21 protein-coding genes are annotated in these 25,120 nt (G+C 63.4%); 12 read left to right on the forward strand and 9 right to left on the reverse strand.

Annotated features, from left to right (window positions below):
* Positions 1 to 43: 43 nt before the first annotated feature.
* Both NKH33_RS06835 and leuS read right to left on the reverse strand, forming a co-directional pair.
* Positions 44 to 625, reverse strand: a complete 582-nt coding sequence (locus NKH33_RS06835; RefSeq protein WP_352918571.1) for an LPS assembly lipoprotein LptE — start codon at positions 623 to 625, stop codon at positions 44 to 46.
* A complete protein-coding gene (leuS, locus tag NKH33_RS06840) occupies positions 612 to 3,236 on the reverse strand; it encodes a leucine--tRNA ligase (RefSeq protein WP_352918573.1) in 2,625 nt (874 codons plus the stop codon). The genes NKH33_RS06835 and leuS overlap by 14 nt, the downstream gene beginning before the upstream one ends.
* A gap of 146 nt (positions 3,237 to 3,382) precedes the next feature.
* Here leuS and NKH33_RS06845 point away from each other — a divergent pair, with 146 nt between their 5' ends.
* Both NKH33_RS06845 and NKH33_RS06850 read left to right on the forward strand, forming a co-directional pair.
* Complete coding sequence (locus NKH33_RS06845; RefSeq protein ID WP_352471288.1) at positions 3,383 to 4,045, forward strand: YggS family pyridoxal phosphate-dependent enzyme; 663 nt, start codon at positions 3,383 to 3,385, stop codon at positions 4,043 to 4,045.
* A 109-nt stretch (positions 4,046 to 4,154) separates the two neighbouring features.
* A complete protein-coding gene (locus NKH33_RS06850) occupies positions 4,155 to 5,204 on the forward strand; it encodes an aldo/keto reductase (RefSeq protein ID WP_352471289.1) in 1,050 nt (349 codons plus the stop codon).
* Between the two features lie 60 nt (positions 5,205 to 5,264).
* On the opposite strand, the gene NKH33_RS06855 is transcribed toward NKH33_RS06850, so the two are convergent.
* A complete protein-coding gene (locus tag NKH33_RS06855) occupies positions 5,265 to 6,173 on the reverse strand; it encodes a LysR family transcriptional regulator (RefSeq protein WP_352500794.1) in 909 nt (302 codons plus the stop codon).
* A 137-nt stretch (positions 6,174 to 6,310) separates the two neighbouring features.
* On the opposite strand from NKH33_RS06855, the gene NKH33_RS06860 reads away from it, so the two are divergent.
* Positions 6,311 to 7,492 carry an MFS transporter gene (locus NKH33_RS06860; protein WP_352918576.1) on the forward strand — a complete coding sequence of 394 codons (1,182 nt, stop codon included), beginning with the start codon at positions 6,311 to 6,313 and terminating at the stop codon, positions 7,490 to 7,492.
* 55 nt (positions 7,493 to 7,547) lie between these two features.
* Positions 7,548 to 8,582, forward strand: coding sequence for an aldo/keto reductase (locus tag NKH33_RS06865; protein WP_352683663.1), 1,035 nt, complete (start codon positions 7,548 to 7,550; stop codon positions 8,580 to 8,582).
* 45 nt (positions 8,583 to 8,627) lie between these two features.
* On the opposite strand, the gene NKH33_RS06870 is transcribed toward NKH33_RS06865, so the two are convergent.
* A complete protein-coding gene (locus NKH33_RS06870; RefSeq protein ID WP_023678111.1) occupies positions 8,628 to 8,900 on the reverse strand; it encodes an usg protein in 273 nt (90 codons plus the stop codon).
* A 306-nt stretch (positions 8,901 to 9,206) separates the two neighbouring features.
* On the opposite strand from NKH33_RS06870, the gene acs reads away from it, so the two are divergent.
* A complete protein-coding gene (gene acs / locus NKH33_RS06875) occupies positions 9,207 to 11,162 on the forward strand; it encodes an acetate--CoA ligase (protein ID WP_352451223.1) in 1,956 nt (651 codons plus the stop codon).
* Positions 11,162 to 11,905, forward strand: coding sequence for an MOSC domain-containing protein (locus NKH33_RS06880; RefSeq protein ID WP_352817503.1), 744 nt, complete (start codon positions 11,162 to 11,164; stop codon positions 11,903 to 11,905). The genes acs and NKH33_RS06880 overlap by 1 nt, the downstream gene beginning before the upstream one ends.
* On the opposite strand, the gene NKH33_RS06885 is transcribed toward NKH33_RS06880, so the two are convergent.
* The 3 genes from NKH33_RS06885 to NKH33_RS06895 all read right to left on the reverse strand — a co-directional run bounded on the left by NKH33_RS06885 (position 11,906) and on the right by NKH33_RS06895 (position 16,121).
* Complete coding sequence (locus NKH33_RS06885; protein WP_352918578.1) at positions 11,906 to 13,174, reverse strand: class I SAM-dependent methyltransferase; 1,269 nt, start codon at positions 13,172 to 13,174, stop codon at positions 11,906 to 11,908.
* A 387-nt stretch (positions 13,175 to 13,561) separates the two neighbouring features.
* Positions 13,562 to 14,923, reverse strand: coding sequence for a pilus assembly protein TadG-related protein (locus tag NKH33_RS06890; RefSeq protein ID WP_352918580.1), 1,362 nt, complete (start codon positions 14,921 to 14,923; stop codon positions 13,562 to 13,564).
* A 328-nt stretch (positions 14,924 to 15,251) separates the two neighbouring features.
* Positions 15,252 to 16,121: a transglutaminase-like domain-containing protein gene (locus NKH33_RS06895; protein ID WP_352918582.1), complete on the reverse strand. Its 870-nt coding sequence runs from the start codon at positions 16,119 to 16,121 to the stop codon at positions 15,252 to 15,254.
* Positions 16,122 to 16,299: 178 nt separating this feature from the next.
* Between NKH33_RS06895 and NKH33_RS06900 the strand changes: the two genes are divergently transcribed.
* The gene (locus NKH33_RS06900; RefSeq protein WP_352918584.1) at positions 16,300 to 16,971 is read left to right on the forward strand and encodes an HAD-IA family hydrolase; all 672 of its coding nucleotides are present in this window, start codon (positions 16,300 to 16,302) and stop codon (positions 16,969 to 16,971) included.
* Positions 16,972 to 16,988: 17 nt separating this feature from the next.
* On the opposite strand, the gene NKH33_RS06905 is transcribed toward NKH33_RS06900, so the two are convergent.
* Positions 16,989 to 17,201 (reverse strand): DUF1674 domain-containing protein, encoded by a 213-nt coding sequence (locus tag NKH33_RS06905; RefSeq protein WP_352451229.1) that lies wholly within the window; start codon positions 17,199 to 17,201, stop codon positions 16,989 to 16,991.
* 115 nt (positions 17,202 to 17,316) lie between these two features.
* Here NKH33_RS06905 and htpX point away from each other — a divergent pair, with 115 nt between their 5' ends.
* The 5 genes from htpX (at position 17,317) to purH (ending at position 23,595) form a co-directional block, all read left to right on the forward strand.
* Positions 17,317 to 18,333 carry a zinc metalloprotease HtpX gene (gene htpX / locus NKH33_RS06910; RefSeq protein ID WP_352918586.1) on the forward strand — a complete coding sequence of 339 codons (1,017 nt, stop codon included), beginning with the start codon at positions 17,317 to 17,319 and terminating at the stop codon, positions 18,331 to 18,333.
* Positions 18,330 to 18,656 (forward strand): hypothetical protein, encoded by a 327-nt coding sequence (locus tag NKH33_RS06915; protein WP_352918588.1) that lies wholly within the window; start codon positions 18,330 to 18,332, stop codon positions 18,654 to 18,656. The genes htpX and NKH33_RS06915 overlap by 4 nt, the downstream gene beginning before the upstream one ends.
* Positions 18,653 to 19,999 (forward strand): RsmB/NOP family class I SAM-dependent RNA methyltransferase, encoded by a 1,347-nt coding sequence (locus NKH33_RS06920; protein ID WP_352918590.1) that lies wholly within the window; start codon positions 18,653 to 18,655, stop codon positions 19,997 to 19,999. Before NKH33_RS06915 ends, NKH33_RS06920 begins: the two co-directional genes overlap by 4 nt.
* Before the next feature lie 146 nt (positions 20,000 to 20,145).
* Positions 20,146 to 21,894, forward strand: a complete 1,749-nt coding sequence (locus tag NKH33_RS06925; protein ID WP_352540908.1) for a heparinase II/III family protein — start codon at positions 20,146 to 20,148, stop codon at positions 21,892 to 21,894.
* Between the two features lie 84 nt (positions 21,895 to 21,978).
* Positions 21,979 to 23,595 carry a bifunctional phosphoribosylaminoimidazolecarboxamide formyltransferase/IMP cyclohydrolase gene (purH, locus tag NKH33_RS06930; RefSeq protein WP_352918592.1) on the forward strand — a complete coding sequence of 539 codons (1,617 nt, stop codon included), beginning with the start codon at positions 21,979 to 21,981 and terminating at the stop codon, positions 23,593 to 23,595.
* 37 nt (positions 23,596 to 23,632) lie between these two features.
* Here purH and NKH33_RS06935 read toward each other — a convergent pair whose 3' ends face one another.
* Positions 23,633 to 25,009, reverse strand: a complete 1,377-nt coding sequence (locus NKH33_RS06935; RefSeq protein WP_352918594.1) for an MFS transporter — start codon at positions 25,007 to 25,009, stop codon at positions 23,633 to 23,635.
* Positions 25,010 to 25,120: the final 111 nt, after the last annotated feature.

The following is a 25,120-nucleotide window of genomic DNA, read 5'->3' on the forward strand; positions in this document are numbered from 1 at the left end:
GAGCAATCGGCCTTTTTTTGCAGATTGCGCACTCTGGAAAGACCTAGCTTGCCGCCGGCCTGCCGTGCTTGATCAGATCCTGGGCAATCGACAGCCGCAGCACATCTGCCAGCTCGCGCGCCGCACGGTTCTCGGCGTCGATCTGGGCCCGGTATGACGCGAATTCCTGGCGCGGCCTGTCGTATGACGACGGAATCGAGCGCTTGCCCCTCGCTATGACCGTGCCCGTCTTGGCATCGCTGAGCACATAGTTGGCAGTCAGCGTCACAGTGCCGGCGGTCGGCTCGTCCTCGTCGGTCGTGACCTGCTCGATTGCCGCCGATTCGACGAGTTCGGAGACGCCGAGATCAAGCGAATAGACCGGCGAAGCCGGCTCGCCGGCGCCCTGGCCGAGCGCGAAGATCAAATTGTTGCGGACCTGCTGGGCGTAGCGGGTCTTGACCGGCTTGACCGAGATCAATGCCAGCTCGGCAGCGGCGCCGACCTGCGAGCCGGCGATCAGCGGCGCGCTCGAATAGAGCGGGCGCACCGTGCAGGCGGAAACCAGCGCCACCGAGGCGAGCAGCCCGTAAAGCACGACACGGCGCAGCGTCAGCTCCGCTTTTTTCGGATCAGGCAACGACATTGACGATCCTCTGCGGCACGATGATCACCTTGCGCGGCGCCTTACCTTCGAGCGCTTTCTGCACGAACTCGAGAGCCAGAACCGCTTTTTCGACCGCACCTTGGTCCGCGTCGCGGGCAATTGTCAAATCACCGCGCTTCTTGCCGTTGACCTGGACCGGCAGCACGATCTCGGCGTCGACGACAAGCGAGGCATCGTAGTCCGGCCAGGGCCGTTCGGCGACAAGGTCGGTGCCGCCGAGCGTCTGCCAGCACTCCTCGGCCAGATGCGGCATGACCGGCGCGATCAGGTGCACCAGGATCTCGACGGCCTCACGGCAGGCCGCTTGCAGGGCCGGACCGGCCTTGCCCTCTGCCGCCTCGTTGAGCGGTACGGTCAAGGCATTGGCGAGCTCATAGATGCGGGCGATGGCGCGGTTGAAGGCGAGCTTTTCGATATCCTCGCCGACCAACTTCAGGATCTTGTGCGCGGCCTTGGACACTGTCCCGGCCTCGCCGTCCTTCGCCGCCTCTGGCCGGACTCCGGCGAGCGATTCGGCAGCCGTCGACACCAGGCGCCAGATGCGCTGGATGAAGCGATGCGCGCCGGCCGCACCCTCGTCGGTCCATTCGACATCGCGCTCGGGCGGCGAGTCCGACAGCATGAACCAGCGCGCCGTATCGGCGCCGTAGCCGTCGGTGATCTCTTCCGGACTCACCGTATTCTTCTTCGACTTCGACATTTTTTCGAGCGGACCGATCACCGCCTCTTCGCCGGTGGCGATTTCGAAGGCGCGGCGCTTGCCGTCGGCGTCTTCCAGCCTGACCTCGCTTGGCGCAAGCCAGCGGCCGTTCGAGGCGCCGCCAACCCGATAGGTCTCGTGTACCACCATGCCTTGCGTGAACAGGCCCCTGAACGGCTCGGCGAGATCGACATGGCCGGTCTCGCGCATGGCGCGGGTGAAAAAGCGCGAATAGAGCAAATGCAGGATCGCATGCTCAATACCGCCAATATACTGGTCGACCGGCAGCCATTCAGTCGCGGCCTCGGGATCGGTCGGATCGTTTGCCCACGGCGCGGTGAAGCGCGCGAAATACCACGAAGAATCGACAAATGTGTCCATCGTGTCGGTTTCGCGCCGCGCATCCTTGCCGCAACGCGGGCATTTGACGTGCCGCCATGTCGGATGGCGATCGAGCGGATTGCCCGGCCGGTCGAACTCGATGTCGTCCGGCAGCTTGACCGGCAGGTCGGCTTTCGGCACCGGCACCACGCCGCAATCCTCGCAATGGATCATCGGGATCGGGCAGCCCCAATAGCGCTGGCGCGAAATGCCCCAGTCGCGCAGGCGGAAATTCACCTTGCGCTCGGCCATCGGCCGGTTGCCGATGGTCCTTTGTTCCAGCAGCTTCGCCACCTCGTCGAATGCCTGATCCGGCTTCATGCCGTCGAGGAAGCGCGAATTGATCATCGCGCCATCATCGACGTAAGCCTCGTCGATGACCTGGAAGCTTCCTTGATTCTCGCCTTCCGGCATCACCACCGGAATGACCGGAAGGCCGTATCTGTTGGCGAAGTCGAGGTCGCGCTGGTCATGTGCCGGGCAGCCGAAGATGGCGCCGGTGCCATAGTCCATCAGCACGAAATTGGCGACGTAGACGGGTAGCGTCCACCTCTCGTCGAACGGATGGACGACGCGAATGCCGGTATCGAAACCCTTCTTCTCGGCCGTCTCCAAGGCCGCCGCCGAAGTGCCCATATGGCGGACTTCGTCGATGAACTTTGCCAGTGCCGGATTGTCTTCGGCGGCCTTTTTGGCCAGCGGATGGTCGGCCGCAATCGCCATGAAGGACGCGCCGAAGATCGTGTCGGGCCTTGTCGTATAGACTTCGAGCTCATGCTCGCCGGCGATTGGCTTGACCAGCGGCCAGCGGATCAGCAGCCCTTCTGAACGGCCGATCCAGTTCGCCTGCATCAGCTTCACTTTTTCCGGCCAGTCGTCGAGCTGATCGAGCGAATCCAGCAGATCCTGCGCATAATCGGTGATCTTGAAGAACCACTGCGTCAGCTCGCGCTGTTCCACCAGCGCGCCTGAGCGCCAGCCGCGTCCGTCGATGACCTGCTCGTTGGCAAGCACCGTCATGTCCTCCGGATCCCAGTTGACCTTGGAGGATTTGCGCGTCACCAGCCCCTTCTCGACGAAATCGAGGAACAGCATCTGCTGGCGGTGATAGTAGTCGACATCGCAGGTGGCGAACTCGCGCGCCCAATCGAGCGACAGGCCCATGACCTTGAGCTGCTCGCGCATGGCGGCGATGTTCTGATAGGTCCAGTCCTTGGGATGGACCTTGTTCTGCATCGCCGCGTTTTCGGCTGGCATGCCAAAGGCGTCCCAGCCCATCGGGTGCAGCACATTGAAACCCTTGGCCCGCTTGTAGCGCGCCACCACATCGCCCATCGTATAGTTGCGGGTATGGCCGATATGGATGCGCCCCGACGGATAGGGGAACATCTCCAGCACGTAGTATTTCGGGCGCGGGTCGTCATTGTCGGCTTCGAACAGCTTCTTGGCGTCCCAGGCCTTCTGCCATTTGGGCTCTGACGCGCGCGGATTGTATCGTTCGGTTGCCATCGGGTGTTTTTCACTTAAAAGCATGCGCGAGCCGCCGGACAATGCCCGGGCGGCTCAGGAAATATCGTCGCGGTGTTCACCATGGATTGCCGGACCCGTCAACTGCGGCGATCCGGCGAAAAGCCAAACACAGGCAGGATATAGGCATGGCGAGCGCCGCCGAACAGCTTTTCACGGTCAAGGCAAGGATCGCTGCCGCCGAGCGCGAGGCAGGCCGTGAGGCCGGAGCGGTGACGCTGGTCGCGGTCTCGAAAACCTTCGACGCCGCCGATATCCGCCCCGTCATCGAGGCCGGCCAGCGCGTCTTCGGCGAAAACCGCGTCCAGGAAGCACAAGCCAAATGGCCGGCACTGCGGACGGCGTTTCCCGACGTCGAGCTGCATCTGATCGGTCCGCTGCAATCGAACAAGGCCAAGGAAGCGGTGGCATTGTTCGACGTCATCGAAACCATCGACCGTGAAAAGATCGCCGCAGAGCTGGCCAAGGAAATCGCCAGGCAGGGCAGGACGCCAAGGCTCTATGTCCAGGTCAACACCGGCTCCGAGCCGCAAAAGGCCGGCATCGAGCCACGCGAGGCTGTCGCCTTCGTCGCCCGCTGCCGCTCGGTTCACGCCCTCGCCATCGAAGGGCTGATGTGCATTCCGCCGGCCGACGAGAACCCCGGTCCGCATTTCGCGCTGCTGGAAAAGCTTGGGCTCGAGGCCTGCGTCGACAAGCTCTCCATGGGCATGTCCGGCGACTACGAAACCGCGATCGCCTTCGGCGCGACCAGTGTCAGGGTTGGATCGGCGATTTTCGGCGCCAGATGAGGCGCAGCCGACCTTAGGCCACAGGCTGACATTGACTAAGCCAGCGTATAGAAACGGAACGTTTCGTTCCTATATGGGTCGAGTTATTCTCAACCCGTCTGGAGCCACCATGCGTTACAATCAACTTGGAAATACGGGGATGTTCGTCTCCGAACTTTGCCTCGGCACGATGACGTTCGGCGCGGCCGGCGAGAATGCCCAATGGGGCCTGATCGCCAGCCTCGACCAGAAGGGCGTCGACGAGATCGTTGCCCGCTCCCTCGCCGCCGGCGTCAATTTCTTCGACACGGCGGATGTCTATTCCTTCGGCGCCTCGGAACGGCTTCTCGGCCAGTCGCTCAGGAACCTTGGCGTCAACCGTCAGGACGTGATCATCGCCACCAAGGTTCATGGCGCCATGGGCGGCGGCCCGAACCAGCGCGGTTCCTCGCGCGGCCACATCATGGATTCGGTCGAGAGCAGCCTCGAGCGGCTACAGCTCGATCACATCGATCTCTACCAGCTGCACGGCACCGACACGGTGACGCCGATCGACGAAACGCTGCGGGCGCTCGACGACCTGGTTGCCGCCGGCAAGGTCCGCTATGTCGGCGTCTCGAACTGGCAGGCCTGGCGCATCGCCAAGGCGCTGGGTATTGCGGAGCGCAAAGGCTTTGCCCGCTTCGAGACCGTGCAGTCGTATTATTCGATCGCCGGCCGCGATCTCGAGCGCGAAATCGTGCCGCTGCTCAACGAGGAGAAACTCGGGCTGATGGTCTGGTCGCCGATGGCTGGCGGCCTGCTCTCCGGCAAATACGGACCGGGCGCCCCCGGCAATGGCGAGGGCCGTCGCGCCAGCTTCAATTTCCCGCCGGTCAATGAGGACCGTGCCTGGGCAGCGGTCGCTGTCATGCGCGAGATCGCCGTCAAGCACGGCGTCAGCGTCGCCACGGTGGCGCTCGGCTATGTCCTGGCCAAGCCATTCGTGATGAGCGTCATCATCGGCGCCAGCCGCATGGAGCAGCTGGAACAGAACCTTGCAGCCACCGAGTTGCAGCTCGATGCCGATGATCTTGTTCGCCTCGACGAAGTCAGTGCCCTGCCCGCCGAATACCCGGGCTGGATGCTGGAGCGTCAGGCGGCCGGCCGGCGGCCGGCGCCCTTTGTGCCGAAAAAGTAGTTCAATTTACCTTCGATTTGATGCTTCGGGAGCCGGCAGGCTCCCTATCTTTTTTTGGGCTCAAGTCAGCCGAACAGTCTCGACCAAAAAGTCCAAAAACGCCCGCACCCGCGCCGGCAGATACTTGCCTTGGCCGACATAGACGGCGTGGGTGAGTTCCTCGTCGCCGGGATTGAAATCTTCCAGCAGCGGCAGAAGCCGGCCGGCGGCAATGTCGGCCTCCACATGCCAGCGTGCCAGCCGGGCGATGCCCGCCCCCGAGAGCGCCATCAGCCGCATCGCCTCGCCGTCGCTGACCAGCGTATTTCCGATGATCGACAGGGTGATCGGTTTGCCGGCCGCGTCGATAAAAGGCCAGCCCTCGAGGTGACGAACGAAACGGAATCCCATCCGGTTGTGACGATCGAGGTCGGCGGGCGTCTTGGGCGTGCCACGCGCTTCGAGATACGATGGCGCCGCAACGACGACCACCCGGCTCTGCCCGAGCTTGCGCGCCACCAGCCGTGATTCGCCAAGCGGCCCGGCGCGGATGGCGACGTCAGCGCGCTCCTCCATCAGGTCGATGACATCGTCGGTCAACACCAGATCGACCGAGATTTCGGGGTAGCGCTCTAGGAAACGCGGCAAAAGCGGGATCAGCCGATGCTGCCCGAAAGGCACGTAGCTGTTGATCCGCAGCCGGCCACGCGGCGCGGCACCCGCCGCTGCCTCGCGCTCGGCCGCCGCCATGTCGGCAAGGACGCGCACGCCGCTGTCGAAGAACGCCGCCCCCTCCGGCGTCAGTTGCAGCTTGCGCGTCGAACGGCTGACCAGCCGCGCACCAAGCCGCGCCTCCAGCCGCGCGATCAGCTTGCTCACCGCCGACGGCGTCATCCGCAACGCGCGGGCAGCGGCTGAAAAGCTGCCCGCCTCGACGACGCGGACGAACACTTCGATCTCGCCGGAGCGATTGATGTCGGGCCTGGCCATTGGTGAATCTATTTCACAGACGATGTGCCCGATGCAAGGCTGGTTCACAGCACATCGCGGCACGATCTTCCGGATCGGGGCGTGGGAGGACACGGCGCCCGTCGTCAAAACTGGTCGTCATCGAAGTGGGAACCGCCATGCCCCTTGCTCTTTACGCTCTTGCCGCCGGTGCCTTTGGCATCGGCGTCACCGAATTCGTCATTATGGGCCTGCTGCTCGACGTCAGCACCGATCTCGGCGTCTCGATCTCAGCTTCCGGCCAGCTGATTTCTGGCTATGCGCTGGGCGTCGTCATCGGCGCGCCGCTGCTGACGATCGCGACCGGCCGTTGGCCGCGCAAGACCGTGCTTCTGGCGCTGATGGCGATCTTCACGCTGGGCAACCTCGCTTGTGCGCTTGCCCCAGACTACTGGACGCTGATGGGTGCGCGCGTACTGACCGCCTTCGCCCACGGTACCTTCTTCGGCGTCGGCTCGGTCGTGGCGACCGGACTGGTGGCGCCCAACAAGAAAGCCTCGGCGATCGCCCTGATGTTCACCGGCCTGACCATCGCCAACATCCTCGGCGTGCCCTTCGGCACATGGCTCGGCCAAGCCTTCGGCTGGCGCGCGACCTTCTGGGCGGTGACCCTGGTCGGCATCGCCGCCTTTACCATCATTCTGCTGCTGGTGCCGCGCAGCCGAACAGAGCCTGAGAAGAGCAATTTGCGCGCCGATCTCGCCTTGCTCGGCCGCGCGCCGGTCCTGCTTGGCTTTGCCACCACCGTGCTTGGCTATGCCGGCGTCTTCGCCGTCTTCACCTACATCGCCCCGTTGCTGACCGAGATCACCGGTTTTGACGAGACAGCGGTGTCGCCGATCCTGCTGGTCTTCGGCGGCGGCCTCATCGCCGGCAACCTCGCCGGCGGCAAGTTCGCCGATCGCTGGCTGGTACCGTCCGTTCTCGGCAGTCTCGTCGTGCTGGCGCTGGTGCTCGGCACCATGACCTTCGCCCTGCACAACCAGGTCATGGCCGTTATCTATGTCGGCCTGCTCGGCGCCGCCGCCTTCGCCACCGTCGCGCCGCTACAGTTATGGGTGTTGCAGAAGGCGCAAGGCGCCGGCCAGAGCCTAGCTTCATCCTTCAACATCGCCGCCTTCAACCTCGGCAATGCGGCCGGCGCCTGGCTCGGCGGCGTGGTCATCGCCCATGGTCCCGGCCTCGGTGCCGTCACCTGGGTCGCGGCGCTGTTGCCACTTTCAGCGCTTGCCGTAGCGGCGTTTGCGCTGCGTCTCGACCGAGATCCTGTCCTCGCTACACCGGAAATCGCGCGGTCATAGAACGCAAACCTCAGCCAATCTTTGAAACAGCCATCCTTCCACAAGGAGCAAACCCATGGATTATCGAAATCTTGGCGCATCAGGCCTGAAGGTCCCGGTGCTCTCGTTCGGCGCTGGAACCTTCGGCGGTTCAGGCCCGCTGTTCGGTGCCTGGGGCAACAGCGATGCGGCGGAAGCACGGCGGCTGGTCGACATCTGCCTTGAGGCCGGCGTCAACCTGTTCGACACCGCCGATGTCTATTCGAATGGCGCTTCCGAACAAGTGCTCGGCGCTGCCATCAAGGGCCGCCGCGACGCCGTGCTGATCTCGACCAAGACCTCGCTGCCGATGGGCGACGGTCCCAACGATGCCGGCTCGTCACGTTCACGCCTGATCAAGGCCGTCGAAGACGCGCTGAAGCGTCTTGGCACCGATTACATCGACCTGCTGCAACTGCACGCCTTCGACGCCGCAACACCGATCGAGGAGGTGCTGTCGACGCTGGACAGTCTCGTGCGCGCCGGCAAGCTGCGTTATGTCGGCGTCTCCAATTTTTCCGGCTGGCAAGTGATGAAGTCGCTCGGCCTGGCGGATAGACATGGCTATCCCCGATACGTCGCCCATCAGGTCTATTACTCGCTGGTCGGACGCGATTATGAATGGGAGTTGATGCCGCTCGGCCTCGACCAGGGCGTCGGTGCGCTGGTGTGGAGCCCACTCGGCTGGGGCCGCCTGACCGGCAAGATCCGCCGTGGCCAGAAGCTGCCTGAGAAAAGCCGGCTGCACGACACGGCAAGCTTCGGACCGCCCGTCGAGGATGAGCATCTCTATCGGGTCGTCGACGCGCTTGATGTTGTCGCCGAGGAAACCGGCAAGACCATACCGCAGATCGCCATCAATTGGCTGCTGCAGCGGCCGACCGTCGCCTCCGTCATCATTGGCGCGCGCAACGAGGAGCAGTTGCGCCAGAATCTCGGCGCCGTCGGCTGGTCCTTGACAGCCGAGCAGATGAAGAAGCTCGACACGGCAAGTGAGGTCACCGCACCCTATCCGTATTTTCCCTATCGCCGGCAGGAGGGTTTTGCCCGGCTGAACCCGCCCGCAGTCTGACGCTCCAAAAGCTGGGCGGCGGCTCCCAGACTGCCGCCCGCCCGGCTAATGCAGAACGAACTCGCCGTCGACCTTGCGCCATTCGTTCGGCGCGATCAGCTTCTGGTGCGTGTAGCTGACCGAATGCAGCGGGCCTTCGAGCTTGGCCTTCCAGAACTCGATGAAGCGGATCAGCACGGGAAATTTCGGGGCGATGTCGTAATCCTGCCAGATGAAGCTCTGCAGCAGATGCGGATGATCTGGGAAGTGATAAAGAATCTTGGCCGTGGTCAAGCCATAGCCCTTGAGCATCAGGTCCATTTCTGAATGGTCGCGCATTGCCGGTCCCCTGGTTGATTCTCCTTCCTCCCAGCCTGAAATTGTGCACCCCATTTGCTTATTCGTCTATTGATATTTCTGCGATCAAACCAGATTCCTCCCGCAAAAACATGCGCTTAGCAGCCGCCTCACGAGAGTGCTGACACCGCCCGGCAAGGCACCTGCGGCATCCCGCCGCGCGAATCCAACGTCTAATGTTGCCGTCACCGCCGAACTGTTAATAATGCGCGCGAATTCGCGGCCGCATCGCCGCGATCCTGCCGGCGGTCAAGCCGGCGGTTTGGTTTTGGGGAGGAAGGCGAAGAAATGTCCGATGTTCATGTCCATCGCGTCCAGCCGGCGTGGAAGAAGAACGCGCTGATTGACAATGACACCTACCTGAAATGGTACGCCGACAGCGTCAAGAACCCGGACAAGTTCTGGGGCAAGCACGGCAAGCGCATCGACTGGTTCAAGCCCTACAGCAAGGTCAAGAACACGTCCTTCGACGGCAAGGTTTCGATCAAATGGTTCGAGGATGGCCAGACAAACGTTTCGTGGAACTGCATCGACCGGCATCTGAAGAAGCGCGGCGAACAGACCGCCATCATCTGGGAAGGCGACAATCCCTACGACGACAGGAAGATCACCTATAACGAACTTCACGCACGTGTCTGCCGCCTCGCCAATGTGATGAAGAAGCACGGCGTCAAGAAGGGCGACCGCGTCACCATCTACATGCCGATGATCCCGGAGGCCGCTTATGCGATGCTCGCCTGCACGCGCATCGGCGCCATTCATTCGGTTGTCTTCGGCGGCTTTTCGCCGGATGCGCTGGCCGGACGCATCGACGACTGCAAGTCGACCTTCGTCATCACCGCCGACGAAGGCCTGCGCGGCGGCAAGACTATCCCGCTGAAGGAGAACACCGACAAGGCGATCGAGATCGCCGCCAAGGCCGGAACGAAAGTCGAAAAGGTCTTGGTCGTGCGCCGCACCGGCGGCAAGACCGGCTGGGCCGCCGGGCGCGACGTCTGGTACCATGACGAGGTCGCCACGGTTAAGGCCGAATGCAAGCCCGAGAAGATGAACGCCGAGGACCCGCTGTTCATCCTCTACACATCCGGCTCGACCGGCAAGCCGAAGGGCGTGCTGCACACCACCGCCGGCTATCTCGTCTATGTCTCGATGACCCACCAATATGTCTTCGACTATCATGAGGGCGATATCTACTGGTGCACCGCCGATGTCGGCTGGGTCACCGGCCACAGCTATATCGTCTACGGGCCGCTCGCCAACGGCGCCACCACGCTGATGTTCGAAGGCGTGCCGAACTACCCGTCGCAGTCGCGTTTCTGGGACGTGATCGACAAGCACAAGGTCAACATCTTCTACACGGCGCCGACGGCGCTGCGCGCGCTGATGGGCGCCGGCGATGCCCATGTCACCAAAACGTCGCGCAAGTCGCTGCGCGTGCTCGGCACCGTCGGCGAGCCGATCAATCCGGAAGCCTGGGAGTGGTATTTCAACGTCGTCGGCAACGGCAAGGTGCCGATCGTCGACACCTGGTGGCAGACCGAGACCGGCGGCATCATGATCACGCCGGTTCCGGGCGCCACCCACCTCAAGGCGGGTTCGGCGACGCGGCCCTTCTTTGGCGTCAAGCCGCAGCTGGTCGACGCCGACGGCAAGGTACTGGAAGGCGAAGCCAGCGGCAATCTTTGCATTGCCGACTCATGGCCGGGCCAGATGCGCACCGTCTATGGCGATCACGACCGCTTCGTGCAGACCTATTTCTCGACCTACAAGGGCAGGTACTTCACCGGCGACGGCTGCCGCCGCGATGCTGACGGCTACTACTGGATCACCGGCCGCGTCGATGACGTCATCAACGTCTCCGGCCACCGGATGGGCACCGCCGAGGTCGAATCGGCGCTGGTTTCGCATGAGAAGGTCTCGGAGGCCGCCGTCGTCGGCTACCCGCACGATATCAAGGGCCAGGGCATCTACTGCTATGTCACGCTGATGGCCGGCGAGACGCCAAGCGAGGAATTGCGCCAGGAGCTCGTCGCCCATGTCCGCAAGGAGATCGGCGCCATCGCTTCGCCCGACAAGATCCAGTTCGCGCCCGGCCTGCCGAAGACCCGTTCCGGCAAGATCATGCGGCGCATCCTGCGCAAGATCGCCGAGGATGATTTTGCCGCGCTCGGCGACACCTCGACGCTCGCCGACCCGGCAGTCGTCGACGACCTGATCGCCAACCGGCAAAACAAGAAGGGCTGATGCAACCCGCATTGGGCGCCGTCACCGAGCTTTGGCGCTATCCCGCGAGCTCGCTCGCCGGCGAGTTTCAGGAGGCGATCTCCGTCGACTGGTATACCGTCGAAGGCGACCGCCTGTTTGGTCTTGTCGATACCTCGACCGATGAAATCGCGCGGCCCGACCGCGAAGCGAAATGGCACAAGGTGCCCCGCATCCGCACCCGGCTGTCGCAGGCCGGCAGGCTGGAGGTCGCCATCCCCGACGGACGCTGGCTTTCGGCACCTGGCGCGCAAAGTGATCGCGCGGTTTCCGCGTATCTCGGCTTTGCGGCTTCCATCCGGCCGTTCCGCCGGGAAAATGCGGCTCCGGATTACCTCGGCCCCCTGCTGACGGAACGCTACGTCAAAACCCCTATTCATCTGCTGACCACCGCCTCACTGGCGCGTTTGAAAGTGCTGCATCCAGAGGGCGCCGCCGACGCGCGCCGCTTCCGCCCCAACATCGTCGTCGATATGCCAGAGGTCGAGGGGTCGTTTCCCGAGACGGAATGGATCGGGTGCAAGCTGGCAATCGGCGACCTGCTCCTGACCATCTCCGAGCCGTGCCGCCGCTGCGGCTTCACCATCATTGGCCAGAACGGGTTCGACCACGACCCGGCAATCCTGCGCAGCCTGGTCCGCCACAACGCCCATAATCTCGGCGTCTACTGCACCGTCGACCGACCGGCCCGCGTCGAGATCGGCGCCACGATGCGCCTCCTGTAGCTATCGATACAAATCCGCCCGCGTCGGCGGCAGGCCGCTCGGGCCGCGCGCGCGCCTGGTGACAACGGTCTGGAAGACCTGCGCCGAGGAGCGTTCGAAGGTGATCGAGCAACCGGTGAGATAAAGCAGCCAGAGCCGCGCCTTGGCTTCGCCGACCTCGGCGATGGCTTCGTCGAAGCGTGCGTGGAGACGCTCTGCCCATAGCCTGCAGGTGCGCGCATAGTGCTCGCGCAAGTTTTCGACGTCGTAGACGAGGAACCCGTGCGCCTCGAGATTGCCGAGCGTCATGCCGATCGTATCGAGTTCGCCGCCCGGAAAAATGTATTTGATCAGCGCCTTGAATTCCGGCCCCTTGCGCAGCGTCTTCTTCAAGCTGCCCTTGTCGCGCCGGGTGATGGCGTGGTGCAGATAGATGCCGCCGGGCTTGAGCAGGCGATGGATCCTCGAGAAATAGGCCGCATGGTTGGCAAGCCCCAGATGCTCGAACATGCCGATCGAGGAGATCTTGTCGAAGGAGCCGGACAGCTCGGCATAGGACTTGATCTCGATGGTGATGCGGTCCTCCAGCCCGGCGGCGCGGATGCGTTCACGGGCGAGTTCGGTCTGTGCTTCCGATAGCGAAACGCCGTGGCCGACGACGCCATAATTCTTCACCGCATGAATGAGCATCGCTCCCCAGCCGCAGCCGATGTCGAGCAATCTGTCGCCGGGCTTCAGGCGAAGCTTGCGGCAGATATGGTCGAGCTTGTCTCTCTGGGCCTGATCGATATCGTTGGCGAAATCCTTGAAGTAGCCGCAGCTATAGACCATGCGCTCGTCGAGGAAGAGCCGGTAGAATGCGTTGGAAATGTCGTAATGGTGCTGGATCGCCTCCTTGCTCGAACCGCTGACGAAAGGATTGCGGCCGGAAAGATCGGTTCGCGTCGTCATCTGTTTTCGCGAAAACAGCACCGCCGGCAGGTCGCGCAGGATCGCCAGCTTCGGCAATGTCTTGAGCTTCGTCCTGAGCTTGCCGTGCGTGGGCAAGGCGTAGAAATCGAACAGCGATCCGTCTTCGACGTCGACCGCCTTGGCAATCCACATCTCGATCAGCGTCGATAAAGAGGGCCGACGTACGATCTGCCAGACGATGTCCTGGTCGTTGATAGTGAGCACCGGGCCGGTAGCCGGGCCGATCCGCTCGCCTGTCCACAGCCTCACCGCGAAACCCGGCTTCAGCGTCTCGATGACCGTCCGAACAATCCGGGCCGCTCTCTCGGCTGCCTCCATCCCCGTCCTCCCTTACCCGGCAAATAACGGCCCGGAACAATCGCGGCTCGATCTTGCCTGCCCGATCGGCCGGCCGCAAGCCGCCCGAGTGCACAAGCACGCTTGTTCAGGATTTTCGAGTGCCGCGCCTTGCCATTTGCCGGATGACACCCCATCATGAGGAAGTGTTCAACAAATCGAAAGGAGGTGATCCGATGTCGAGTGATTTCGTTTTCCAGAACGTGGCCTCAGCGGATCGCACTTTCGGGAAGCAGTCTTCCCGTTAAGGCGCGAGATGCGCGGCTGGCGACCAACCGTCGCCGCCAGGAGCCGCGCCATGGACGGAAACACGGAAGGCCGCCGACTTCGCGAGAAGCGGCGGCCTTTTCCTTTTTGGGCTGTTGTCCCTTATTTGGTTACGGTCAACATCTCGACGTTGCGCGCTATGTCCTGGAAAGCCTGGTTGAGTTCGGTTCCATTGGCAGCTTGGTAGAAGTGCTTGATCTTGGCGGTGTCCGGGCTCGCGCAATCCTGGAGCGTGGCCTTGGCATTCGTTTCGTTTAGGTCAAACCCAATAGTGAAGATCTCGATGCCGTTGTCGCGCATGGCAGCGCAAAGTTTCTTGGCGGCCGTGCGGGTCGGCTCCTTGCCGGCGTCATTGTAGACGTCGCTCACCGTGCTCGCATCGAAGTAGGACAGGTTGAATTCGCCGTCGGTCATCAGGATCGCGATTTTGGCGACCTTTCTTGGATCCATCTTGGCCGGCCGCTGCGAAGTCCTCATGATGCCCCCCCAGTTCTCCGAGAGCATGTACCAGGTCCACTGCACGCCGATATGGCCGGCAGTGCCGCCGGAGGCGACGAAATTCTTGATGACAGTCTTGAGCGCCGTCGCATCCGCCGTCAGCGGCATCAGCGTGGCGGCCGGGCAGGCGGCGGTGCCGGTTTGCCAGGCGAAGGACGACAGCAGGTAGTCGCGGTTGACCATGCTGGCGTCGGGGCCTGCGTCCGAATATTGGTAGGTCCCCTTGCGTTCGGTGGCGCAATTGTCAGGACGGATGAGCCCCGAGACATACTGCACAGCGTCATTGGCCGGCGCCTGTTTGCGTTGGCTGGCGGTGGTTTCCACATAGACGCTGCTGGCGGCAAGTGTACCGGCATTCACCGAATTGGCATAAGGTACGATGGCAACCCGCACGCGCGGTTTGGAGGTGTCCTGACCGCCCAGAAAACTGTCGACGGCATTCGCCGCAGCCGTCCGCAGATCGATGATTTTCTGGCCTGCCATCGAGCCGGTCACATCGAGCATCATCGCGACTTCGATCTGCTTGTCCGAATAGAGAGCCGTCGTCGATGCGGGAACGCGCTGCATGCTACCCGTGCTGAAAAGCGGGAAATAATAGCTGACATTGACATGAACGTCCGCCTGAACGGTCCTGGCGGTCTGGTCGACGGTCAGTTTGTCGAGAACGATCTGATTGTCCTGCAGGATACCCGCCGTGCTGTTGGCATCGAGAAAGGCCTGCACCGATTTGCTGGCTTCGGCCTCGCTGATGACGCCGGTCGTCAGGTCGCGGGCCGTCGAGGTGACCGCAGCGTCGACGACGCCTTGCAGGCTCGATTTCACATTGTAGAGTTGGGATACGTTGACGGCAAAGCCGACACCCAGCGCCAGTACTGAGCCGATTATACCAAACAGGACCGCGAAATTTCCGCTGCGATCCCCGGCAAAGCCGCCGATCGCCTGAACAAGACCCCCGAAACGCCGCATTCCTTCCGCCTCCATTCGCTACAGCCTGCAGCTGTCCGAACGCGCATTGCAGGAATCCGGCCGGATCGCGCCGCCGGGCGCGGGAAAGCGAGCGGCCCCCGCTCAGGCCATTGTTTCCAAACGGTTTCGAGCGGCGACAAGGTAAACAGCGGGTAAACGAAAGCCGCGTCGGCACGGCTTTGTTCAAAAAGCGCGTACCAAGATTCGGGCTCGCAATTCGAGACGGCTGGACTGCGTCCCAATCCGGTACAGACGAGATGTATCGAACAGGATCAGTGCTGCCGCAGTGGCGGCAGGTGGAAATCCGGACTGCGAATGTGTCCGAAGATCAGGCCAGCATCCGTGCGCTGACGGTCTTGTCGACGCCGCGATAGGGCGGCTTGAACAGATTGCCTTCCTGCTCGTGGGTCCAGACCTTGAACAGGCTGAGCCGATGCGGGCCGAAACTGTGCAGCAACGGCACGTCGGTGGCGTCGCGGCCGCGGGCTATGACGACGCGGCCGATCCTCGGCACATTGTGGCGAGGATCGAAGGTGTACCATCTGCCGTCGAGGAACACTTCCACCCAGGCCGAGAAATCCATCGGCGCCGGATCGGCGGGCACGCCGATATCGCCGAGATAGCCGTTCACGTAGCGGGCCGGGATGTTCATGCAGCGGCAGAGCGTGATCGCCAGATGGGCAAAGTCGCGGCAGACGCCGACGCGCTCCTCATGCGCCTGCGCCGCCGTGCGGGTCGAGCGCGCATAGCCGTAGCCGAAGGACAGGCGGTTGTGGACATAGTCGACGATCGCCTGCACCCGCGCCCAGCCCGGCGGAAGCTGGCCGAAAAGTTGCCAGGCCAGGTCGCCGAGATGGTCGGTCTCGCAGTAACGGCTGCCGAGCAGATAGCCGAGCACCTCGTCCGGCAATTCGGCAACCGGGACTTCCCCGGCCCGCGTGCTGACTTCGTCCATCTCGCCGCTGTCCTCGACCACCGCGTCATAAAGGATGCGAAAGCTTCCGGCCGGAGCCGTGAAGCGGCGGCAGCTATTGCCGAAAAGATCGTGGTAGACCCTGGTCGGAACCGACGGCGACGTCAGCACGCGCGTCTGCCGCTTGATGTCGGCCTGGCGATCCCGATGGATCTCGAGCAGCGAAACAATCGGCGTGGCTGCAGCGCATTCAATGGCAATTTCATAGCCGAGCCTGATCAGCATCGCCGTCCCCCTACGATCGTCATGGAAGATAGTGGTGGTCAACGCAGGAGAGTGTGCGGCGGTTCCTTGCAAACGTCGAAAACGACGCCTCGCGGCTTCCCATACGGACGCGGCAACGTTACGGTCGATCGACACGCGTCTTTTGACATAATCCCTCCAAGATGACCCGGGAAAGCCGATGTTCGCAGGCAGAAAATTCGCGGCCTTACTGTTCGATATGGACGGCACGATTCTCAATTCGATCGCCGCGGCGGAAAGGGTCTGGGCAGCGTGGGCGCATCGGCAAGGTCTTGACGTCGCCGCATTCCTGCCGACCATCCACGGCGTGCGGGCGATCGAGACCATCGGCCGGCTGGCGCTCCCAGGCGTCGATCCTGCCCGCGAAGCCGAATCGCTTTTGCAGGCCGAGGCCGCCGATGTCGAGGGCATTCGCCCGATTGCCGGCGCCGCGGCCTTCTTGGCGTCGCTGCCGCCTGGAAGCTGGGCGATCGCCACTTCGGCACCGCGCGAACTTGCCTTGCTGCGCCTGCAGGCCGCCGGCATTCCGGCTCCCGCCGTGATCGTCGCGGCGGAGGACGTGGCTCGCGGCAAGCCGGCGCCCGACTGCTTCCGGCTGGCGGCCGCACGGCTCGGCGTCGATGTGCGCGACTGCCTCGTCTTCGAGGACGCGCCGGCCGGCATAGCGGCAGCCGAAGCCGCGGGCGCTGCAATCGTGGTGATCAGCGCCACGCACCGGCATCCGTTGCAGACGCCGCATGCCGCCATCACCGGCTATGGCGCGATCGGCATCGCCGTCGATGACAACGGCTGGATTGCCATCGAAGCGGAACGGACCGCACAGCCTGCTTAACTAGCATCCTGCTTGCGCTAAAAGTCGCTGGTCAGGCCCTTGACCTCCCAGTCGCCATAGCGGCCAGGCTCCTTGCCGCCGCGCCCGCCGATCTCCCTCGGCAGCGTGGCTTCCTGCTCGCGATATTTCTCCCGCCGGGCCTCGGCCTCGACCAAGGCGCGCCTGGCTGCCGGGGTCAGCGGCTTTTGCGGCGAGCCGTTAGCATGCGTTTGGCTGGTTTTGTCGATCATGCGATCTTCCGCTAGATTGAAACAGGCCCGATTGAAACGGGAACGGCTGTTTCCCATCATATAGCGATGCGCCCACAAGGATCGACCCCTTTGTTGGGCCCAAATGGAGCAGACGATGAACACCCTTCGCACCGCCATGCTTTTGGCCGCAATGACGGCCCTGTTCATGGGCGTCGGCTATCTGGTCGGCGGATCCGGCGGCATGATGATCGCCTTGCTGATTGCCGCCGGCACCAATTTGTTCAGCTATTGGAACGCCGACAAGATGGTGCTGTCGATGCACCGTGCGATCGAAGTCGACGAACGCAACGCGCCTGAATATTACGCCATCGTGCAGGGTCTCGCCCAACGTGCCGGCCTGCCGATGCCGAGAACCTATCTCATCGACAATCCGCAGCCCAATGCCTTCGCCACCGGCCGCAATCCGCAAAATGCCGCTGTCGCCGCCAGCACCGGCCTGCTCGAGCGGCTATCGCATGAAGAAGTCGCGGCGGTGATGGCGCACGAGCTCGCCCATGTGCAGCACCGCGACACGCTGATCATGACGATCGTCGCCACCTTTGCCGGCGCAATTTCGATGCTCGGCAATTTCGCCTTCTTTTTCGGCGGCAACCGCGACAACAACAATTCCTTCGGCATCGTCGGCGTGCTGGTGGCAATGATCGTCGCGCCTTTGGCCGCCATGATCGTGCAGATGGCGGTGAGCCGCACCCGCGAATATGAGGCCGACCGGCGCGGTGCCGAAATCTGTGGACACCCGCTGTGGCTCGCCTCGGCCCTTGACAAGATCGCGCGGGGCGCCGAACGCATCCGCAACCCGGATGCCGAGCGCAATCCGGCAACCGCCCATCTCTTCATCATCAATCCTCTTTCCGGCGAGCGCATGGACAGTTTGTTTTCCACTCACCCGAGCACAGAAAACCGCATCGCCGCGTTGCAGAGGATGGCGAGCGAAATGGCCGGCGCACCCGAAGCGGCCGCGACGTCAAGGCCGGCGCCGGAAGCGACCGGGCAGCAGCCGTCTGGTCCGTGGGACAGGGCCGCGCGGCCCGAGAGGCCGCCTGAGCCGGCCAAGCCGAGACCCAATCCCTGGGGACGCAATCCGACCGGCCCCAAAGGTCCGTGGTCGTGACGACCGCGACAGACAAAAAAGGCGGGATCTCGCTGGCGGAAATGCGCGATCTTTGTGCAAGGCACTGGAACCCTATCGGCATACCGATGGCGAGCATAGCAACATCAAGTGACCTGGGCTTTCGCCCACTTCCTGAAGATGAATATGACACCTATCTCCGCCACATCGTCCGACTTGTCGGGGATGGTGCATCTCCAAAGCAAGTCGCGGACTATGTCGGCACGGTTGAGAAAGACTACATTCAGGTGATCTCACCCCTAGGAAGTAAAGAAGATTTTGTCAGCGCCATATTTAAACTAGTCAACCGATCGCCGACACAATGAGGCCAACTCACAGTGAGGCTTCAGAAGCTCGCGGTCTCGCCGCGCGCAAGGCAGCCGCGCGGCTGCTTGCCGCTGTCATCGACGCGAGGACGCCGCTCGACGGGCTGACCGACCATGAGAACGGCCATCCACAATACAAGGCGCTCGACCTGCGCGACCGCGCTTTGGTGCGCGCCATTCTGGTCACCGCCCTGCGCTACCGCATGACCATATCAGGCCTTTTGGCCCGTCGCCTGGAAAAGCCGCTACCGCCCAACGCCACGGCGCTTTCGCACATTTTGCATGTGGCGGCAGCGCAGATCCTGTTCCTCGATGTTCCCGACCGCGCCGCCGTCGACCTCGCCGTGACACACGCCAAGTCCGATCCGCGCACGGCGCGCTTTTCCGGCCTCGTCAACGGCGTGCTGCGCACGCTGGCGCGGGCCAAGCAGGACGAGCTCGCCGCAGCACTTGCCGCTACCGACGAGGCGCCAAAATGGTTTTCCGACCGTTTGAAAACAGTCTACGGCCTCGACAAGGCCAGGCAGATACTGCTCGCCCATCGCCATGAGGCACCGGTCGATTTCTCGGTCAAGTCGGACCCGGCGCTGTGGGCCGAACGGCTCGGCGGCTTTGTCCTGCCGACCGGCACGGTGCGGGTGGAAAAGCTCAGCGCTTCCGTGACCGAACTGCCCGGCTTTGGGGAAGGCGCCTGGTGGGTTCAGGATGCAGCGGCCAGCCTGCCGGCCCGGCTGTTCGGCGACATCAATGGTTTGCGAATCGCCGACCTCTGTGCCGCGCCGGGCGGCAAGACCGCCCAGCTGATCCTCGCCGACGCCCACGTCACCGCGCTCGACATGTCCAAAACGCGGCTGGCACGGCTGACGCAGAACCTCGAACGGCTCGGTCTGGCCGCCGAGATCGTCCAGGCCGATCTGCTCAAATACGAGCCGAAGGACCTCTTCGATGCGGTCCTCCTCGACGCACCTTGCTCTTCGACCGGCACGGTGCGGCGGCATCCCGACGTCCCCTGGACGAAGACGGCGGCCGACGTCGAAAAACTGGCCGACCTGCAACGCCGGCTGCTTGCCCGCGCCGTCACCCTGGTCAAGCCTGGTGGACGCATCGTCTTTTCCAACTGTTCGCTCGATCCGCTGGAAGGCGAAGAGCTTTATCGCGACTTTCTCGCCGGCAATGCGGAGATTGTCGACGACCCGCTTCGGCCGGGTGAGATCGCCGGCATCGACCCGTTTCTGATGCCGCAAGGCACGTTGCGCACCACGCCTGCCGATCTGGAGCTAGGCTCGCCGGGCCGCTCCGGGCTGGACGGCTTCTTCGCCGCCCGCATGCGCAGAGCCGGCTAAGGGCCGATCTTGAAGCGCCGTCCGGCTTCTTGGGGCGAGGAGGCATGGAAAACAGGCTGAACGGCCCCACTGCCGCGGAATTCGCCTTCGCACAAGTTCTTGAATCATATAAACTTGTGCCTGGGTGAGGACGATCAGGAGGGGTTTTGGCAATCGCTGCCGGTAACACGACGCGTCTGTGGACGCTTGTCGCGAGGGAGTTCTGGCGCAAGACGCGCCGGCGCTTGCGCGCCGGGCCACTCTATCGCTGGCGCTACTCAGGCCGCACGCCGGAGCGCGTCCTGATCGCCCCACCGGACCTGCGGCTCGCCGATCCTCAGATCGCGCTCGAGATCTATTACGGCCGCTATCCGCTTTCGGGGCATCTGGTCGAGACCGGCGGCAAATCGCCCTTCCAGATCGACGTGCCCAATCCCGGCTGGCAAAAAACGCTGCATGGCTTTCGCTGGCTGCGGCATATGCGTGCCGCCGGTACCGAGCTCGCCGCCGCCAACGCGCGGGCCTTGGTTTCCGACTGGATTGCAATCCATGGCAGCCATATTTCCGGCGTCGCCTGGGAGCCCGGCACGACGGCCAAGCGTGTCATTGCCTGGCTGCAGCATTCCTCGATCGTGTTGCAGGGCGCCGAATTTCCGTTCTACCGCGCGTTCTTGAAATCGCTCGCCGTCCAGATCCGTTATCTGCGCGCCATGGTGCGCGAGATGCCGGACGGCAAGGACCGGCTGCGCGCCCGCATTGCGCTGGCCTTTGCCGCTTTGTCGCTGCCGGCGCCGGCCTCGGCGCTACGCGGTGCTACCCGCAATCTCGCCGAGGAGCTCGACCGCCAGATCCTGCCTGACGGCGGCCATATCTCGCGCAATCCGATGGCCGTGCTTGAAATCCTCGCCGACCTTCTGCCGTTGCGCCAGACATACGCCAATCAGGCCGAGACACCGCCGGCCGCCCTGATCGGCGCCATCGACCGGATGCTGCCGGCATTGCGCTTCTTTCGCCATCAGGACGGCAGCCTTGCCCGCTTCAACGGCATGGGCGCCACCATTCACGACCGTATCGCCAGCATCCTGCATCACGACGACACCGCCGGCGCACCGTTGCTGCACGCGCCGCATTCGGGTTATGAGCGCTTGTCGATGGGCGGTGTCACTGTGATCGCCGATACCGGCCCGCCGCCCCCTGTCGACGTATCCAATGCCGCTCACGCCGGATGCCTCGCCTTCGAATTGTCGTCGGGCCGCCAGCACTATATCGTCAACGCCGGAATAGACACTTATGGCGCCGCCGAGTTCCGGCCGCTTGCCCGCGCCACCGCCGCCCACTCGACCGCCACCATCAACGACACGTCGTCGGCGCGCTTCAATCACTCCTTGCGCGTCAACGACCTGCTCGGCACGCCTTTGATCGGCGGGCCGCAGCATGTGCCTTGCAAGCGCACCGACCAGAAGGGCAGCCAGGGCTTCATCGCCCGCCATGACGGCTATGCAGCGCGCTTCGGCTTCCTGCATGAGCGCGAGCTGAAATTATCGACCGAAGGCAATGTGTTTGCCGGCAGGGACCGTTTCCTGCGCCCGGGCGGCGCTTCTATCCGCAACAATGGCCGTGACTTCGTCACGGTGCGTTTCCATGTCCATCCCGATATTAGCCTGCTCCAGGATGAGCATGACCGTCTGGTGCTGGCCGCCGACCATGCCGACACCTGGGTGTTTACCTCTACCGAAGTGGTGCCCGAGGTCGAGGAATCGATCTATTTCGCAGGGCTTGGCGGCCCGCGCCGCAGCCGCCAGATCGTGCTTGCGTTCAAGGCCTCGGAAATTTCGGAGGTCCACTGGCAATTGACGCGCACCATCATCGCCGGCCGTCCGGAAAAAGCTGAAGCCGGTGGCAACGGCAGACACTGATCAAGTCTTGCGGCTTGATTTCCGGGCCTCATATGCTACGGCCCGCGGACGCTCTCCAACCAGAACTGGAAAGGCCGCCAGCCCATGGCCGTCGCCGCCAAGAACATTCCCGCGCCCGACCTTGTACCCATCCGTCGCGCGCTCCTTTCCGTCTTTGATAAGACCGGCCTGATCGATTTCGCCAGGGCGCTGGCTTCGGCCGGCGTCGAGCTAGTCTCGACCGGCGGCACCGCAAGGGCGCTTGCCGAGGCAGGCATGGCGGTGCGCGACGTGTCCGAGCTCACCGGCTTTCCCGAGATCATGGACGGCCGCGTCAAGACGCTGCACCCGTCGGTGCATGGCGCACTGCTTGGCGTGCGCGACGATCCCGAGCACGCCGCAGCGATGCGCGACCACGGCATCGAGCCGATCGATCTCGTCGTCTCCAATCTCTATCCGTTCGAAGAGGTGCGTCGCTCCGGCGCCGACTACGCGGCGATCGTCGAGAACATCGACATCGGCGGCCCGGCGATGATCCGTGCCTCGGCCAAGAACCACGCCTATGTCGGCATCGTCACCGATCCCGATGACTATGCCTCGGTGCTCAACGCGCTGGAGATGAATTTCGGCTCGTTGTCGCTGGATTTCCGCAAGAAGCTGGCAGCCAAGGCCTTTGCCCGCACCGCCACCTACGATGCGGCGATCTCGGGATGGTTCGCCGAGGCGCTTGAGATCGAGCATCCGACATGGCGCGCCTTCGGCGGCAAGCTGCAGTCGGTGATGCGCTATGGCGAAAACCCGCATCAGGGCGCCGGCTTCTATGTCAACGGCGACAGGCGGCCGGGCGTTGCCACGGCGCGCCAGCTTCAGGGCAAGCAGCTTTCCTACAACAACATCAACGACACCGACGCTGCCTTCGAGCTGGTCGGCGAGTTCGACCCGTCGCGCTCCGCAGCAATTGCCATCATCAAGCACGCCAACCCGTGCGGCGTCGCTGAGGACGCTTCGCTGCAGGCGGCCTATGCCAAGGCGCTGGCCTGCGATCCGGTCTCGGCCTTCGGCGGCATCGTCGCCATGAACCGCATCCTCGATGCCGGAACCGCCGAAGAGATCGTCAAGACCTTTACCGAAGTGATCATCGCACCGGAGGCGTCCGAAGAAGCAGTGCGCATCATTGCCGCAAAGAAGAACCTACGCCTGCTGGTCACCGGCGGCCTGCCCGACCCGCGCGCGGCGGGCCTTGGCTTGAAATCGGTTGCTGGCGGTTTGCTGGTCCAGGGCCGCGACAACGCGGTGGTGGATGACCTCGATCTGAAAGTGGTAACCAGGCGCGTTCCGACGCCGGCCGAATTGGCCGATCTGAAATTCGCTTTTCGCGTGGCAAAGCACGTCAAGTCGAACGCCATCGTCTATGCCAGGGATGGCGCTACAGTCGGCATCGGCGCCGGCCAGATGAGCCGGGTCGATTCCTCGCGCATCGCGGCGCGCAAGGCGCTCGACGCGGCCGAAGCTGCCGGCCTGACGGAGCCTTTGACCAGGGGCTCGGTCGTCGCCTCGGATGCCTTTTTCCCGTTCGCTGATGGGCTTTTGTCGGCAATCGAAGCCGGCGCCACAGCCGTCATCCAGCCCGGCGGCTCGATGCGCGACGACGATGTCATCGCCGCCGCCGACGCTCACGGCATTGCCATGGTCTTCACCGGAGTGAGGCATTTCCGGCATTGAACGCGTTACCCCCGCTGTGGGAGAAGGCAAGAGCAGCTCACTCCGCCGGCCGATCCGCCGGATAGGGCGTGCCGATCAGGATCGCCATGCCGGCGCCAAGGAACAGCACGATCGCCGCCATGCCGAGCCGCGCCGAGCCGCTGGCCAGGGTGATCGTGGCCACCATGAAGGGTGCGGCAAAACTGGTTGCCCGGCCGGCCAGCGCATAGATGCCGAAATAGCGGCCCGATTCGGCAGCGGAGACGCTGCGCGCCATGTAGGAGCGCGACGATGCCTGCACCGGCCCGAAAGCAAGCCCGATCAGCAGGCCGTAGAAAATGTAGGCTTTTTCCGCCGCCGTGCCGAACAATCCGCCGCCGTCCAGTCCGGGCATCACCCAGGCGCCGAACAGCGTATAGCCCGGGCCGGTCGAGACGATGCCGAGCGTAGCGATGCTTAGCATGACCAGCGAAATCATCACTATGGTCTTGGAACCCAGTGCTGTGTCGAGGCGTGCGGCAACCAGGCAGCCGACGATGGCAACGACGTTGAGGATGATGCCGAACAGGCCGATCTCGGTAATCGACCAATGGAACATTGCCGCCGCAAACGTTCCGCCCAGCGCCAGCAGTGCATTGACGCCGTCCTGATAGATCATGCGGGCGACGAGAAAGCGAAAAATGCCGCTGCGCTTGCGCACTTCGGCCAGCGTCGACTTCAGTTCCGACAGGCCTTCGCGCACCGCCGGCCCGATTGGAATGCCTTTGATCGCATCAGGCGTGAAGAAGAACATCGGCAGGATGAACAGGAAATACCAGGCCGCCGACAATGGTCCGGTGGCGCGCGCGTCCTCGCCGAGCCTGGGGTCGAGGCCGAAGATCGGGTCGAGCCCAACGACGGTCTTGCCGGTTTCAGGCGAGCCGGCCATGACGGTAACGACGAAGATCAGTGCGATCATGCCGCCGAGATAGCCGAGTCCCCAGGCCATGTTCGAGATCCTGCCGATGTCGCTCTTTGGCACCAGGCGGGGCATCATCGAATCGTTGAACACAGTCGAGAATTCCGCCGCGACCGACGCCAGCGAGAACAACACCACGACCAGAAAAAGATTAGAGCCGGGCGCGGCGAACCACAGCAGGGTGAGGCAGGTGATCTTGACCGCGGCGAAGAAGGCTATCCACGGTTTGCGTGGTCCGGTCTGATCGGCGATCGAGCCGAGGACCGGCGACAAAACGGCAATGACGAGGCCGGCGGCGGCAATGCCGTAGCCCCAGGCCGCTTGCCCGGTCTCTGGATTGCTGGCCATGCGCGAGACGAAATAAGGACCGAAGATGAAGGTGGTAACGACCGTGAAAAACGGCTGTGCCGCCCAATCGAACAGCATCCATCCCCAGATGCCGCGTCCCGATGCCCGCTGCACTGCCATCTCAGCCATGTCCCCTCCGCTGGAGCTTGCTTCATGCCGATCGAATCGGAATGATGCTCCGTCTTGTTGTTGAGCACGATCTTGTCCAAAAGCCGATCGTCACTTTTTGGGATCATGCTC

This window comes from Mesorhizobium sp. M1182 (assembly GCF_040318335.1).
In the GTDB taxonomy this organism is placed as follows: Bacteria; Pseudomonadota; Alphaproteobacteria; order Rhizobiales; family Rhizobiaceae; genus Mesorhizobium.